Annotated in this window: 9 protein-coding genes; 2 read left to right on the plus strand and 7 right to left on the minus strand. The window is 70.2% G+C overall.

Features of this window, described 5'->3' with window-relative positions; translation table 11 throughout:
- Window positions 1–53 precede the first annotated feature (53 nt).
- The 4 genes from ACGFWE_RS05130 to ACGFWE_RS05145 form a co-directional block, all read right to left on the minus strand.
- The gene (locus ACGFWE_RS05130) at window positions 54–1697 is read right to left on the minus strand and encodes an ABC-F family ATP-binding cassette domain-containing protein (RefSeq protein ID WP_393597947.1); all 1644 of its coding nucleotides are present in this window, start codon (window positions 1695–1697) and stop codon (window positions 54–56) included.
- Between the two features lie 49 nt (window positions 1698–1746).
- Complete coding sequence (locus ACGFWE_RS05135; protein WP_393597949.1) at window positions 1747–2775, minus strand: oxidoreductase; 1029 nt, start codon at window positions 2773–2775, stop codon at window positions 1747–1749.
- A gap of 195 nt (window positions 2776–2970) precedes the next feature.
- Complete coding sequence (locus ACGFWE_RS05140) at window positions 2971–4671, minus strand: BCCT family transporter (RefSeq protein ID WP_352380749.1); 1701 nt, start codon at window positions 4669–4671, stop codon at window positions 2971–2973.
- Window positions 4672–4800: 129 nt separating this feature from the next.
- Window positions 4801–6777, minus strand: a complete 1977-nt coding sequence (locus ACGFWE_RS05145; RefSeq protein ID WP_393597951.1) for a Xaa-Pro dipeptidyl-peptidase — start codon at window positions 6775–6777, stop codon at window positions 4801–4803.
- A 161-nt stretch (window positions 6778–6938) separates the two neighbouring features.
- Here ACGFWE_RS05145 and ACGFWE_RS05150 point away from each other — a divergent pair, with 161 nt between their 5' ends.
- Window positions 6939–8432 (plus strand): M1 family metallopeptidase, encoded by a 1494-nt coding sequence (locus ACGFWE_RS05150; RefSeq protein ID WP_393597953.1) that lies wholly within the window; start codon window positions 6939–6941, stop codon window positions 8430–8432.
- 130 nt (window positions 8433–8562) lie between these two features.
- Here ACGFWE_RS05150 and ACGFWE_RS05155 read toward each other — a convergent pair whose 3' ends face one another.
- Window positions 8563–9051: a macro domain-containing protein gene (locus tag ACGFWE_RS05155; protein ID WP_393597955.1), complete on the minus strand. Its 489-nt coding sequence runs from the start codon at window positions 9049–9051 to the stop codon at window positions 8563–8565.
- Window positions 9052–9092: 41 nt separating this feature from the next.
- Complete coding sequence (locus tag ACGFWE_RS05160; RefSeq protein WP_393597957.1) at window positions 9093–10559, minus strand: amino acid permease; 1467 nt, start codon at window positions 10557–10559, stop codon at window positions 9093–9095.
- 219 nt (window positions 10560–10778) lie between these two features.
- Between ACGFWE_RS05160 and ACGFWE_RS05165 the strand changes: the two genes are divergently transcribed.
- Window positions 10779–11528, plus strand: coding sequence for a MerR family transcriptional regulator (locus ACGFWE_RS05165; RefSeq protein WP_393597959.1), 750 nt, complete (start codon window positions 10779–10781; stop codon window positions 11526–11528).
- A 67-nt stretch (window positions 11529–11595) separates the two neighbouring features.
- Here the strand turns inward: ACGFWE_RS05165 and ACGFWE_RS05170 are convergent, their stop codons facing one another.
- Window positions 11596–13773, minus strand: a complete 2178-nt coding sequence (locus ACGFWE_RS05170; protein WP_393597961.1) for a 3-hydroxyacyl-CoA dehydrogenase NAD-binding domain-containing protein — start codon at window positions 13771–13773, stop codon at window positions 11596–11598.
- Window positions 13774–13804: the final 31 nt, after the last annotated feature.

A 13804-nucleotide genomic window follows, 5' to 3' on the forward strand; every position in this document is an offset into this window, starting at 1 on the left:
GTGGTGGGGGACTGCGCGCCGGTGGGGCTGGGCGCGCAGTTCCCCGCGCCCCTTCAGGGCGCTTCGGTCACCTTGCCCGATTGGACCTCCAGGCGACGGTTCACCCTCACCGCGTCCAGCATTCTGCGGTCGTGCGTGACCAGTAGCAGCGTGCCTTCGTAGGCGTCGAGGGCGGACTCCAGCTGTTCGATCGCCGGCAGGTCGAGGTGGTTGGTGGGCTCGTCCAGGACCAGCAGGTTCACTCCTCGGCCTTGCAGCAGTGCCAGGGCCGCCCTCGTCCGCTCTCCCGGCGACAGCGTCGCCGCCGAGCGGGTGACGTGGTCGGACTTGAGGCCGAACTTGGCCAGGAGGGTGCGGACCTCCGCCGGTTCCGTGTCGGGGACCGCCGCGCAGAAGGCGTCCAGCAGGGACTCCTCGCCGTGGAAGAGCTTGCGGGCCTGGTCGACCTCGCCGATCAGGACGCCGGAGCCCAGGGAGGACTGGCCGGAGGTCAGCGGGACCCGGCCCAGCAGGGCGCCGAGCAGGGTGGACTTTCCGGCTCCGTTCGCGCCCGTGACCGCCACCCGGTCCGCCCAGTCGATCTGGAGGGACACCGGACCGAGGACGAAGTCCCCCTGGCGCACCTCGGCGTCCCGCAGTGTCGCCACGACCGCGCCCGAGCGGGGGGCCGAGGCGATCTCCATGCGCAGTTCCCACTCCTTGCGCGGCTCCTCGACGACATCGAGGCGTTCGATCATGCGCTGGGTCTGGCGGGCCTTGGCGGCCTGCTTCTCGCTGGCCTCGCTGCGGAACTTGCGGCCGATCTTGTCGTTGTCGTTGTTCGCCTTGCGACGTGCGTTCTTCACGCCCTTGTCCATCCACGAGCGCTGCATCTGCGCCCGGTCCTGGAGGGCGGACCGCTTGTCGGCGAACTCCTCGTAGTCGTCCCGGGCGTGCCGGCGGGCCACCTCGCGCTCCTCCAGGTAGGCCTCGTAACCGCCGCCGTAGAGGGTGATCCGCTGCTGGGCCAGGTCGAGTTCGAGCACCTTGGTGACCGTGCGGGTGAGGAACTCGCGGTCGTGGCTGACCACCACCGTGCCGGCGCGCAGGCCCTTCACGAAGCGCTCCAGGCGCTCCAGGCCGTCCAGGTCGAGGTCGTTGGTCGGCTCGTCGAGGAGGAAGACGTCGTAGCGGGAGAGCAGCAGGGAGGCGAGGCCCGCGCGGGCCGCCTGGCCGCCCGACAGGGAGGTCATCGGCAGGTCCAGGTCGACCGCGAGTCCCAGGGAGTCGGTGACCTCCTCGGCGCGTTCGTCGAGGTCGGCGCCGCCGAGGTCGAGCCAGCGCTCCAGGCTGGTGGCGTACGCGTCGTCGGCGCCCGGGGCCCCGTCGACCAGGGCCTGGGTCGCCTCGTCCATCACCCGCTGGGCCTCGGCGACTCCGGTGCGGCGGGCGAGGAACGCGCGCACGGTCTCCCCCGGGCGCCGCTCCGGCTCCTGCGGGAGGTGCCCGACGGTGGCCGTCGGCGGGGAGAGCCTGAGCTCCCCCTCCTCCGGCGCGAGCAGCCCCGCGAGCATCCTGAGCAGCGTGGACTTGCCCGCGCCGTTGGCCCCGACCAGGCCGATCACATCTCCGGGCGCGACGACGAGGTCGAGCCCGCTGAACAGGGAACGGTCGCCGTGGCCGGCGGCGAGGTTCTTGGCGACGAGGGTGGCAGTCATCAGACCGTCGATCCTAACGGCGGCGGCGATTGCCCGGCGCGCGGGTTTCTCAGCGGGCCATCGGCTCCACCAGGACACTTCCCGAGGTCCGCGCCACCACGAACGATTGACCCTTCACCGCCTTGGCGTCCAGGGCGATCCGATGCCGGCCCGCCTCCAGGACGCCGTCGAAGACCTCCTGGGCGTGGGTGCGGTAGAGGCGGTCGAGGCGGTACGCCGTCAGGCGCACCCGGCACGGTGAGGTGACCTCGACGCCCGCCTCGCCGGCGGCGGCGACCAGCCGGGTCAGCCGGCGCCGTTCGGCGGGGCTGCGGTCGAGGGCGTGCTCTATCTGGGCCACGAGCAGCGGGACGATCGGGGCGAGACCGTCGACGTAGGCCACGTCGACTCCCGCGTGTTCGAAGGAGCGGCGTACGGCGGCACGTTCCTCCTCGGTGACCGCGCGGCCGAAGGCGACGGCGCCGTAGCCGCGCAGTTCGTCGGCGTGGACGGCTCCCACCTCGTGGGTGATGTCGGCGCCGATGCCGATGGTGCGCAGGGCGGCGGCGAGTTTGGCGAGGACGGCGACGCGGGCGCCGATGAGCAGGACACGGCGGCGGGCTCCCTCGGAGCCGTTGCCGCCCCGGAGCAGGGAGTCGAGCGCCGCGCGGTACTCGGCGCCCCGGAAACGGAACGGTCCGATGCCGTGGTAGCCGCTGAGCCGGAGGTCCACGTCCTCGGTGCTCTGCCAGGCGAAGTCCTTCCAGATGACATCGTCGCCGTCCCGCTCGATGACGGCGGTGACGGCTCCGCAGGCGAGATCCTCGCACTCGGGGCAGCCGTAGATGACGTGACGACCGCTCGGAAGCGGGGCGTCCGTCTCGCCCAGGAGGCTGCGGACCTGGGCGGTGAAGATCGCGGGTGGCACGTCGGAGGCGAGGGGGGAGACCGCGTCGAGGTCGGAGAGCTGGAAGAGGAGGGGGCGGCCGTCGACGATGAAGTCCACGAAGTCCCGGTGTACCTGGAAGTCACCGTTGGCGAGGACTCCACCGGCACGCATCGCCGGTGCCAGGCCGAAGGTCGCGTAGGCGGCAGACATGGTGTGAGTATTCCCGGCTTTGGGCCGGTCTGAGCACGGCATGGGTCATTCCGCTCACGCCGGGCGGCGCGGTCGTCCGACGTGCACCTCGGCGGGTACGGGGAGTTGGCGGCGCGGCCCGGCGTCAGCGGCGTACGCATGGTCGAAGGAGGACCGGTCGGAGGGGGTGTGACCGCCTCCTCGGCGTGCGCCGGATCAGCTGTGGTCGTGGCCCAGTGGGTCGCCCTCCGTCTCGGTGCCGGGGCCCGGGCCGATCTGGATCCCGAAGTCGCCGTCGTACTTCCGGTGGCCCTCGATCACGGCGAGTTCGACGGCCTCGGAGCCCATCTCGCCGCGCACGATGAGCGGGTCCCGGCGCAGGTCGCGCATGAGGGCGACGCACATGCCGATCATCACGAGGACGAAGGGCGCGGCGGCCAGGATGGTGAGGTTCTGCAGGCCGGTGAGCGCGTCGCCCTGGCCGCTGCCGACGAGCAGCATGATGGCGGCGACCGCTCCGGTGACCACGCCCCAGAACACGACGACGAACCGGCCGGGTTCGAGTGCGCCCCGCTGGGAGAGCGTGCCCATCACGATGGACGCGGCGTCGGCGCCGGAGACGAAGAAGATGCCGACCAGGATCATCACGAGCAGGCTGGTGGCGGTGGCGATGGGGAATTCCTGGAGGACGCCGAAGAGTTGGCCCTCCGGAGTCGACTCGCCGCCGAGCGCGCCGCCCTCCTTCAGCTTCATGGCCGTACCGCCGAAGATCGCGAACCAGACGAGGCTGACCGTGCTGGGCACGAGGATGACGCCGCCGACGAACTGCCGGATGGTGCGGCCGCGGCTGATGCGGGCGATGAACATGCCGACGAAGGGCGTCCAGGAGATCCACCAGGCCCAGTAGAAGACGGTCCAGCTGCCGAGCCAGTCCGCGACGCCCTTGCCGCCGCTCGCCTCGGTACGGCCGGCGAGCTGGGGCAGGTCGCCGAGGTAGGAGAAGACCGAGGTGGGCAGCAGGTCGAGCACGATGATCGTGGGGCCCGCGATGAACACGAACACGGCGAGGATCAGGGCGAGCACCATGTTGGTGTTGGACAGCCACTGGATGCCCCGCTCGATGCCGGACACGGCCGAGAGCACGAAGGCCAGGGTCAGCACGGCGATGATCGTGACGAGCAGGCCGGTGCTGACGTCGTCCATCCAGTTCAGTTCCCGGAAACCGGAGCCGATCTGGAGGGCGCCGAGGCCCAGGGAGGCCGCGGAGCCGAAGACGGTGGCGATGATCGCGAGGATGTCGATCACCCGGCCGACCGTGCCGTTGGCGTGCTTCTCCCCGATGAGCGGGGTGAACACGGCGCTGATGGTCTGCCGCCGGCGCTTGCGGAAGGTGCTGTAGGCGATGCCCAGGCCGACGACCGCGTAGATCGCCCAGGGGTGCAGGGTCCAGTGGAAGAGGGTGGTGGCCATCGCCGTCTCCATGCGTTCACCGGAGTTGGCGGGGTTCGTGCCCGGGGGCGGGGTCGTGTAGTGCGAGAGGGGCTCGCTGACGCCGTAGAACATCAGGCCGATGCCCATGCCGGCGCTGAACATCATCGCGACCCAGGACACCGTCTTGAACTCGGGCTCCTCGCCCTCGGCGCCCAGGTGGATGCGGCCGTAGCGGCTCATCGCGAGCCACAGGGCGAACACCACGAAGCACGAGGCGGCCAGCATGAAGGCCCAACCGCCGTTGTGGATCAGCCCTTTGAGCAGGGTGGTGGAGACGTCCTCCAGGGAGTCCGTCGCCGCCCAGCCCCAGATCACGAAGGCCAGGGTGATGACGGCGGTGACACCGAACACCACCCGGTCGGTCTCGTGGCCGAGGATGCCCGCGGCACCTTCCCGGCCGCCTCTCTTCTTCAGGTCTTCAGTCATCTGCGGCACCTTCCCCTGGGGCGGTGGATACGCCGGTTTTCACCAAGTTCCCCAGGACCTACCACAGGTGCCGCAGATCTCGACCGATTCAGCAGCCGGTGTCGGGCTCCCCGGCGGTGACGGTTCCGATCACCGGCCCACCTCCGGGACACGCTGGGTGGCGCGCGGAGCGCGGACACCGTCGAGGGCTCGCGCCGCATCCGGTACGACCGTCTCGGCGCCCTTCGTCGCGTGCGCGAAGGCGGCGGCGCCGCCGACCAGCGGCACGCGGGCCGAGGTGCGGGCCAGGTCGATGGTGAGGGTGGGCTTGGTGGACGGCGGGTCGATGAGGTCCTTGTCGGTGCCCGCGACGATCAGGGCGAGGCGGTGGCCCGCCGGGACGACGTGGTCCGTGGCGCCCAGGTCGAGGGTGATGGTGTACGCCCTGCCCGGGGTGAGCGGGACGCCCTTGCGGTCCGAGGCGTAGTTGCCCAGGTCGGCCCAACCGCGGCTGACCACGGTGTAGTCGACCGCGGTGGTCTTCGCCTGCGTCTGCTTGAAGCAGGCGCTGTCGCCGGTCGTGCTCGCGCCCCAGCAGGTGCGGTCGGTGAGGGTGGTGATGCCCTCGCCGCCGGCCGCGTAGTCGCGGATGGTGTCGGGGCCGAGGTCCACGAGTACGGCGGAGAGGTGGGCCGTGGTGGTGGTCGGGGTCGCCGTGACCGTGACCTTGGAGGATCCGGACAGGCGGAGGTCCTTGGTGAGGGTTCCGGTGGTGAAGCCCGCCTTGTCGGGGGTCGACGTGTCGATCCGGGCGGCCCAGTCCGTCTCGCTCAGCGCGGGGTCGTCGGTGAAGGTCTCGGTGCCCTTGGCCTTGGCGAGGCCGAGGGTGCCGACGCCCGGCTGTGCGCCCTTCGCCGGGCGCAGAGTGGTCGCCGAAGTGCCGCGCGGGGGCCAGGACTTCGAGGTGACCCACTGGTCGGGGTGGCGTTCGATGTCGGCCATGGGCTCGCGGTCGATGCCGTTGTCGTAGCCGAGGAGTTCGTGGTCGAACCAGCGGTGCAGGGTGTCGACCCACTCCGCGCGCCGGAAGTCGAAGGGGTCGACGTGGCCGGTCTGGGAGAGCCAGATCTTGCGTTCGACGCCGTTCTTCGCGAGGGCGTCCCACCACGGACCGACGTGCTGGAGACGGACGTTGAGGTCCTGCATTCCGTGGACGAGGAAGACGCTGGCCGTGACCTTGCGCGCGTCCTTCACGTAGTCGCGCTCGGTCCACAGCGGGGTCCGGTCGCCGGTGCGGGGTGCCTGGTCGACGAGTTTCTGCTGGACGGCGGCGCACTTGGCGCGGGCGTCGGGGCTGTCGACGTAGTCGGAGAGCCAGTCGGGGCCGGAGTCGTAGAGCGGGGCGCCCTGGGAGAAGTAGTAGTCGTACCAGGTGGAGATGGCGCTGATCGGGACGATGGTCTTCAGTCCCTTGACGCCGGTGGCGGCGACGCCGTTGGCGATGGTGCCGTCCCAGCTCTTGCCGATCATGCCGGTCCTGCCGTTGGTCCAGGTGGCCCTGGCCTTCGCTGTGCCCGTGCGGCTGGTGTACGCGGTGGCCCGGCCGTTGAGCCAGTCGACCACCGCCTTGGCGGACTGGATGTCGGAGCGGCCGCCGACGTCCACACAGCCGTCGGAACGGTTGGTGCCGGCGAGGTCGACCCCGACGAAGGCATAGCCGCGGGGCACGAAGTAGTTGTCGTAGAACAGCGGCATCCGGACGACGTTCCCCTGGGCGTCGTACGTCTTCAGCTGGCTCTCGTTGCCGCGTCCGCAGCACGAGTAGTACGGGCTGGCGTCCATGATGACCGGGACCTTGCGGCCCCGCTGGGCGGGTTCGCGGGGCCGGACAATGTCGACGGCGACACGGTCGGTCTTTCCGTCACCGTCGCCGTCGAGCCGGGTGTCCACCCAGACGGCCTCGCGGACGGCGTTGTCGTACGAGTAGATCGGTTGGCTCTCGCGCGGGGCCGTGCGGGTCTGTGCCTGTGCGGTCGCGGGCGCGAGGAAGGTAGCCAGCAGGGCGGCGGTGGCCGCGGCGGCTGTCGCGAGCGGTCTCCAGGTCGTGAAGCGCGTGCGTATCGACATGGGCGGACGGTACTGCGGTCAACTCCCGCACAAAAGAGGGCCCATTGAGTCCATGACGGCCGAATGGCGATCGTGTGACAGGAGGGACCGTGGACACGTCCGGCTCACAGGTGGTGAATAGGCTGCGAACAGACTTCATCTCCCCACGACTTGGAGCTTTCGTGCACCGCAGACTCATCGCACCGGGCGCATTCGCGGCGGCCTCCCTGATGCTGGCGATCCCGGCGTCGGCGGCGGGCTTCTCCCCCGGCGCTCCGGGCATCGGCGACCCCTACTACCCGGACTACGGCAACGGCGGATACGACGTCTCCCACTACGACCTGCGGCTGAAGTACCAGCCGGCGACGGACGAGTTGGAGGGCACAGCCACCCTTCTGGCGCGCACCACGCAGGACCTGTCCCGCTTCGATCTGGACTTTCTCCTCGACGTGAGCGAGGTGCGGGTCAACGGCGCCAAGGCCTCGTTCACCACCTCCGGTGAGCACGAGCTGGAGATCACGCCGAAGTCACCGCTGGCCAAGGGAACGTCCGTGACGGTGGTGGTCCGCTACAGCGGGGTGCCGTCGTCGAAGCAGGCGTACGGCTTCACGAGCTGGCACCGCACCCCTGACGGCGGGGTCGGGGCGAACGAGCCCGAGGCGGCCTGGTGGTGGTTCCCCAGCAACGACCACCCGCTCGACAAGGCCACCTACGACGTTTCGGTCCTCGTGCCCGACGGCAACCAGGCCATCTCCAACGGCACGCTCCAGTCGACGAGTTCACGCCTGGGCTGGACCCGCTGGAACTGGCGCTCCGACAAGCCGCAGGCCACGTATCTCGCGACGCTCGCCGTCGGGAAGTTCGACCTCACCACCGGGACGACAGACGGTGGCATTCCGGTCGTCAACGCCTACAGCAAGGACCTCGGGGCCAACTACGGCGCGGCGCGGGCCAGTGTGGAGCGGACCGGGGAGATCGCCGACTGGCTGAGCGGGTACTTCGGGCCGTATCCCTTCGACGCGCTCGGCGGCTATGTGCCGAACACGAACACCGGGTACGCGCTGGAGACACAGACCCGGCCCTTCTACAGCCCGCGCCAGTTCGCGAACGGGTCCAACACCTCCGTGGTCGTGCACGAGTTGGCCCACCAGTGGTACGGCGACCTGGTGTCGGTACACGACTGGAAGGACATCTGGATCAACGAGGGCTTCGCGCGGTACGCGCAGTGGCTGTGGTCCGAGCACGAGGACGAAGGGACCGCGCAGGAACTCGCCGACTACGTGTACGCCGCGCACCCGGCCGACGACGCGTTCTGGACGGTGAAGCCGGGTGACCCCGGGCCGGAGAACCAGTTCGACATCGCCGTCTACGACCGGGGCGCGCTGGCCCTGCAGGCGCTGCGGAACGAGATCGGTGACGACGCGTTCTTCGCGGTGCTGAAGGGCTGGCCGCAGAAGTACGCGTACGGCAACGCCTCCGTCGCCGAGTTCCAGAAGTACGCCGAGGAGGTGTCGGGGCAGTCGCTGGCCGCGCTGTTCGACACGTGGCTGTTCCAGCCGTCGAAGCCGGGGGCGCCCGCGGCGCGGGGTGCGTCGATCGCGAGGACCGCGCAGGCTCCTGTGCAGCCCAAGTCGTGGAAGCAGATCGCGGCGACGAACGACGTGCACACCGACTAGGGGGTTGGGGGCGGCCCGTCCTTCGACTCCCGTCGAGGTGCGGGCCGCTCCGACGGCGTCCTCACCCGGTGAGGGTGACCGATTCACCGCGAGTCGAGACATCGGCCACGCGGGCGAGAAGTGCATCGGGTCAACTCCCGCCCTCCCCATGGTCGTAGACAGTGACCGCGACGCCCCGCTTCACCAGCCGCTCGTCGATCAGCGGCGCCACGCGGGACCACTTTCCGCCGGCCAGTCCGCAGCCTATCCGTGGCATGTGCACGGACGCGTCGAGCTCCAGGGCCTTGTCGGCCAGGCGGCCCAGAGCCGCGTCGATCGCCTCGTACCGGACCGGGATGCCCTTGCTGCCGCTCCGTATCCCCCGCTGCCCGACCATGTTGGCCACCCAGACGTACGGCTCGACCTGCACGAACTGCACGGCGCCCAGCCCGAAGTCGTTCGACGCGCGCCTTCGGTGCCAGGCGCGGTAGGCGCTCTCCGGCTCGGGCCACCTGCGCGACACCGCCACGACGAAGCCCTTGCCCCAGCCGCCGATGTCGTTGCAGACATGCGCGATCAGCTTGGTGCCCTTCACCGATGGTGCGGTGGCGTCGCCTCGGACGTACGTGATCTCCCCCATGACTCCACCGTAGAGGGCACCACTGACAACGCGGTGCCCCGTCAGTCCGTGAGGTCGGTCAGCTCGCGGTCCGATGTCTGCTCGACCCTGCGGCGGATGGCGAACCACCCGCCCACCAGGAGTACCGCGATCACCGGGATGAGCAGCAGCGTCCTGCGGCCGACCTCGGGGTCGTTCCACATCATGCCCAGGCAGGCCAGCAGGAAGGCGATCGTGGTGATCTCCGTGGCCGGGCTGAAGGGCAGTCGGAAGGAGGGGCGGGTGACCAGGCCGGACCGCGCGCGGCGGACGAAGACCAGGTGGCAGACCATGATGATCACCCAGGTGCTGATGACGCCGAGGGAGGCGATGTTCAGCACGATCTCGAAGGCCTGGCTCGGCATCAGGTAGTTCAGGCCCACGCCGAGAACGCAGACCGCGCAGGTGAGCAGGATGCCGCCGTAGGGGACCTGGCTGCGGTTCATGCGGGCGGTGAACTTCGGGGCCGAACCCGCCGTCGCCATCGAGCGCAGGATGCGGCCCGTGGAGTACAGGCCGGAGTTCAGCGAGGACATCGCCGCCGTCAGGACCACCAGGTTCATCACGTCACCGGCCGCCGGAACCCCGATCTTCGACAGGACCGTGACGAAGGGGCTCTCGTCGGCCGAGTAGACCGAGGCCGGCAGGAGCAGGGCCAGCAGCACGACCGAGCCGACGTAGAACAGGGCCACCCGCCACATGATCGAGTTCACCGCGCGCGGGACGACCTTCTCCGGCTCCGCCGTCTCCCCCGCCGCGACACCGACCAGCTCCAGCGCGGCGTACGCGAAGATCACGCCCTGCATGACGAGGACGACCGGCATCACGCCGTACGGGAAGGCGCCGCCGTTGTCGGTGATCACGCCCGTGCCGGGTGTCCCGCCGCCCACCTCGTGCCGGGTGGCCAGCAGGAAGATGCCGATCAGCATGAAGCCGACGAGGGTGGCGACCTTGATGATCGCGAACCAGAACTCCATCTCGCCGAAGATCTTCACCGAGATCAGGTTGACGGTCAGCACCACCGCGAGGGCGATGAGCGCCAGCGTCCACTGCGGGATGTCGGTGAACAGGCTCCAGTAGTGCGTGTAGAGCGCGATCGCGGTGATGTCGGCGATGCCGGTCGTCGACCAGTTCAGGAAGTACATCCAGCCGGCGACGTACGCGCCCTTCTCGCCGAGGAACTCGCGCGCGTACGACACGAAGGAGCCCGAGGAGGGGCGGTAGAGGACCAGCTCGCCCAGGGCGCGGACGACGAAGAAGGCGAAGATGCCACAGACCAGGTAGGCCAGCGCCAGCGCCGGGCCCGCGGTGTGGAGTCGTCCTCCGGCGCCCAGGAAGAGGCCGGTGCCGATCGCGCCGCCGATGGCGATCATGTTGACGTGGCGGGCCTTGAGGTCCTTGCTGTAGCCGGCGTCGCCCGCGTCGGCGGGCACCTGGGCCACGTCGGTGCGGGAGGCGGCCTGTGCCGATTGCACGGCGTCCTTGCTCACAGGTGGTTCCACTCTCTGGTGCGCCCCGGCAGGTCTCGCCCGGGTCTCCGGACGTGCGTCGGCCCCTGCCTCCTGGCACAAGGCACCGGCCGAGGGCTCGCCTTCCCCGGAACCGTCCTCGCACGCGGTGGCGGGCGTCACAGCGAGGGCACCTCACATGATCGGAAAGGACCGCCGATCGGGTGTCACAGCGATGGTGAGACAGCGATACTGCTGCACATGACGACCGACCCCTCCCCCGACGCCGACGCCGATGCCGACGCCGATGCCGATGCCGAGGAGCCGGCCCTCACCGTCGACGAGCTGGCCGCGCGGGCGGGGGTCACGGTCCGCACCATCCGCTTCTACGGCACCCGAGGACTGCTGCCGCCGCCGGTGATCGGTCCGCGCCGGGTCGGTCGCTACGGCCGCGAGCACCTCGCGCGCCTCGCACTGATCGAGGAGCTCCAGCACCAGGGCATGACGCTGGCGGCGATCGAGCGGTACATGCAGCAGCTCCCGGCCGACCTGAGCGCCCATGACCTCGCGATCCACCGGGCGGTCGTGGCCTCCTGGGCCCCGGACGTGGTGGAGCGGGTGACGCGCGAGGAACTCCGGCGGCGGGCGGGGCGGGCGCTGAGCGACGACGACCTGGAGCGGCTCGCCGCGATGGACGTCGTACGGCGGGACGGTGACGGCTACCGCGTCGACCTGGGGCTGCTCCGGCTCGGCGTCGGACTGCTCGACGTCCCCCTGTCGCAGGAGGCGATCCTCGCCTCGCGGAAGGTGCTCATCGAGCACTCCCGGGCCGCCGCGCACGAGTTGTCGCAGCTGTTCCGGGGCGAGGTGGCACAGCGGGACGCGCAGGACGTGAGGTCGCTGTCCGCGCACATGGAACCCCTGGTCGTGCAGGCCCTGTTGACGACGTTCCAGCGGTCCCTGAAGGAGGAACTGCGCCAGTGGACGTCAGAGGTGGGCGGGGCCTCCTGAGACGGTGAAGGGTGCCCCGCGTGCCGGGCGAGCCGAGTTCGCCCGCCCGGCGTGCGCAGCGTCCGTCTCACTCGTCCGCGAAACGGCCCCCGTTCGCCGCCTTCTCGACCAGCAGCGCCGGAGGCGTGAAGCGCTCGCCGTATCGGTCCGCCAGTTCACGCGCGCGTGCCACGAAGCCCGGCAGGCCGCCCTCGTAGCCGTTGATGTACTGGAGGACGCCGCCCGTCCAGCCGGGGAAGCCGATGCCGAAGACGGAGCCGATGTTGGCGTCGGCGACCGAGGTCAGGACTACCTCCTCCAGGAGCTTGACCGTGTCCAGGGCCTCGGAGAAGAGCATGCGTTCCTGCATGTCCCGGAAGGGGATCTCCGAACCCGCGCGCGTGAAGTGTTCGCGCAGGCCCGGCCACAGGGAGGTGCGCCTGCCGTCGTCGCCGTAGTCGTAGAAGCCGCCGCCTCCGCTGCGGCCGGTGCGGCCGAACTCGTCGACCATGCGGTCGATGACCGCCTCGGCGGGGTGGGGTGTCCAGGTGCCGCCCGCCTCCTCGACCGCCTGCCTGGTCTCCTTGCGGATCTTGCGCGGGAGCGTCAGCGTCAGTTCGTCCATCAGCGACAGGACCTTCGCCGGGTAGCCCGCCTGCGCCGCCGCCTGTTCGACCGACGCGGGCTCGATGCCCTCGCCGACCATCGCCACGCCCTCGTTGAGGAAGTGGCCGATCACACGGGAGGTGAAGAAGCCGCGGGAGTCGTTGACGACGATCGGGGTCTTCCTGATCTGCCGCACCAGGTCGAAGGCGCGCGCCAGGGCTTCCTCGCCGGTGCGCTCGCCCTTGATGATCTCGACCAGCGGCATCTTGTCGACCGGTGAGAAGAAGTGCAGGCCGATGAAGTCGTCCTGGCGCTCCACGCCCTCGGCCAGCGCCGTGATCGGCAGCGTCGAGGTGTTGGAGCAGAGCAATGCGTCGGGCTGGACGATGTGCTGGATCTCCTGGAAGACCTTGTGCTTCAGCGCCGTGTCCTCGAACACCGCCTCGATGACCGCGTCGCAGCCCGCGAGGTCCTGCGGGTCCGCCGTCGGCGTGATGCGGGCCAGGAGCGCGTCCGCCTTCTCCTGCGTCGTACGGCCGCGGGAGACCGCCTTCGCGCAGAGCTTCTCCGAGTAGGCCTTGCCCTTGGCCGCCGCCTGCGGTGACACGTCCTTCAGGACGACGTCGATGCCCGCCCGGGCGCAGGAGTACGCGATGCCCGCGCCCATCATCCCGGCGCCGAGCACGGCCACCTTGCGGACCGGGCGGGGTGCCACGCCCTTGGGTCGGTTGGCGCCGGAGTTCACCGCCTGGAGGTCGAAGAAGAACGCCTGGATCATGTTCTTCGAGGTCTGGCCGGCGGCCAGCTCGACGAAGTAGCGCGCCTCGATGACCTGCGCGGTCTCGAAGTCGACCTGGGCGCCTTCCACCGCGGCCGCGAGGATGTTGCGCGGGGCCGGGTAGGGCGCGCCGTTGGTCTGCTTGCGCAGGCTCGCCGGGAAGGCGGGCAGGTTCGCCGCGAACTTCGGGTGGGCGGGGGTGCCGCCGGGGATGCGGTAGCCCGGCCTGTCCCAGGGCTGCTGGGACTCGGGGTTGGCCTCGATGAACGCGTGGGCCTTGGCGAGGAGTTCGTCCTGGGTGGTGACCACGTCGTCGACCAGGCCGTTCTGCAGGGCGCGCTGCGGGGCGTACTGCGTGCCCTGGAGCAACACCTTCAGCAGGGCGTCGGCGATGCCCAGGAGACGGACGGTGCGGACCACACCGCCGCCGCCCGGGAGCAGACCCAGGGTGACCTCGGGGCAGCCGATCTTGGAGCCGGGCGCGTCGAGGGCGATGCGGTGGTGGCAGGCCAGGGCGATCTCGTAACCGCCGCCCAGGGCCGCTCCGTTGATGGCGGCGACGACCGGCTTGCCCAGGGTCTCGATGCGGCGCAGGTTGCGCTTGATCGCGAGGCCGCCGTCGAAGAGTTCCTGCGCGGTCTCGGGCGTGACCCGGATGAGGTCGCGCAGGTCGCCGCCGGCGAAGAAGGTCTTCTTGGCGGAGGTGATGATGACACCGCGGATGGTGTCCTTCTCGGCCTCCAGGCGGTCGGTGATCACCGCGAGGGAGTCGCGGAACGCCTGGTTCATGGTGTTGGCGGACTGGTTCGGGTCGTCGAGGACGAGGGTGACGACGCCCGTGCGGTCCTGTTCCCAGCGGATGGTCGTGGGCTGAGTGCTCATGTGGATGTGCTCCGTGTGATCCGTCGTATCC

It is taken from the genome of Streptomyces sp. NPDC048523, assembly GCF_043199815.1.
Lineage (GTDB): Bacteria > Actinomycetota > Actinomycetes > Streptomycetales > Streptomycetaceae > Streptomyces.

Bases quoted from the DNA above. Each gene is read 5' to 3' on its own strand.
- ACGFWE_RS05130 (WP_393597947.1), bottom strand. From the start codon at position 1,697: ATGACTGCCACCCTCGTCGCCAAGAACCTCGCCGCCGGCCACGGCGAC.
- ACGFWE_RS05135 (WP_393597949.1), bottom strand. From the start codon at position 2,775: ATGTCTGCCGCCTACGCGACCTTCGGCCTGGCACCGGCGATGCGTGCC.
- ACGFWE_RS05140 (WP_352380749.1), bottom strand. From the start codon at position 4,671: ATGACTGAAGACCTGAAGAAGAGAGGCGGCCGGGAAGGTGCCGCGGGC.
- ACGFWE_RS05145 (WP_393597951.1), bottom strand. From the start codon at position 6,777: ATGTCGATACGCACGCGCTTCACGACCTGGAGACCGCTCGCGACAGCC.
- ACGFWE_RS05155 (WP_393597955.1), bottom strand. From the start codon at position 9,051: ATGGGGGAGATCACGTACGTCCGAGGCGACGCCACCGCACCATCGGTG.
- ACGFWE_RS05165 (WP_393597959.1), top strand. From the start codon at position 10,779: ATGACGACCGACCCCTCCCCCGACGCCGACGCCGATGCCGACGCCGAT.
- ACGFWE_RS05170 (WP_393597961.1), bottom strand. From the start codon at position 13,773: ATGAGCACTCAGCCCACGACCATCCGCTGGGAACAGGACCGCACGGGC.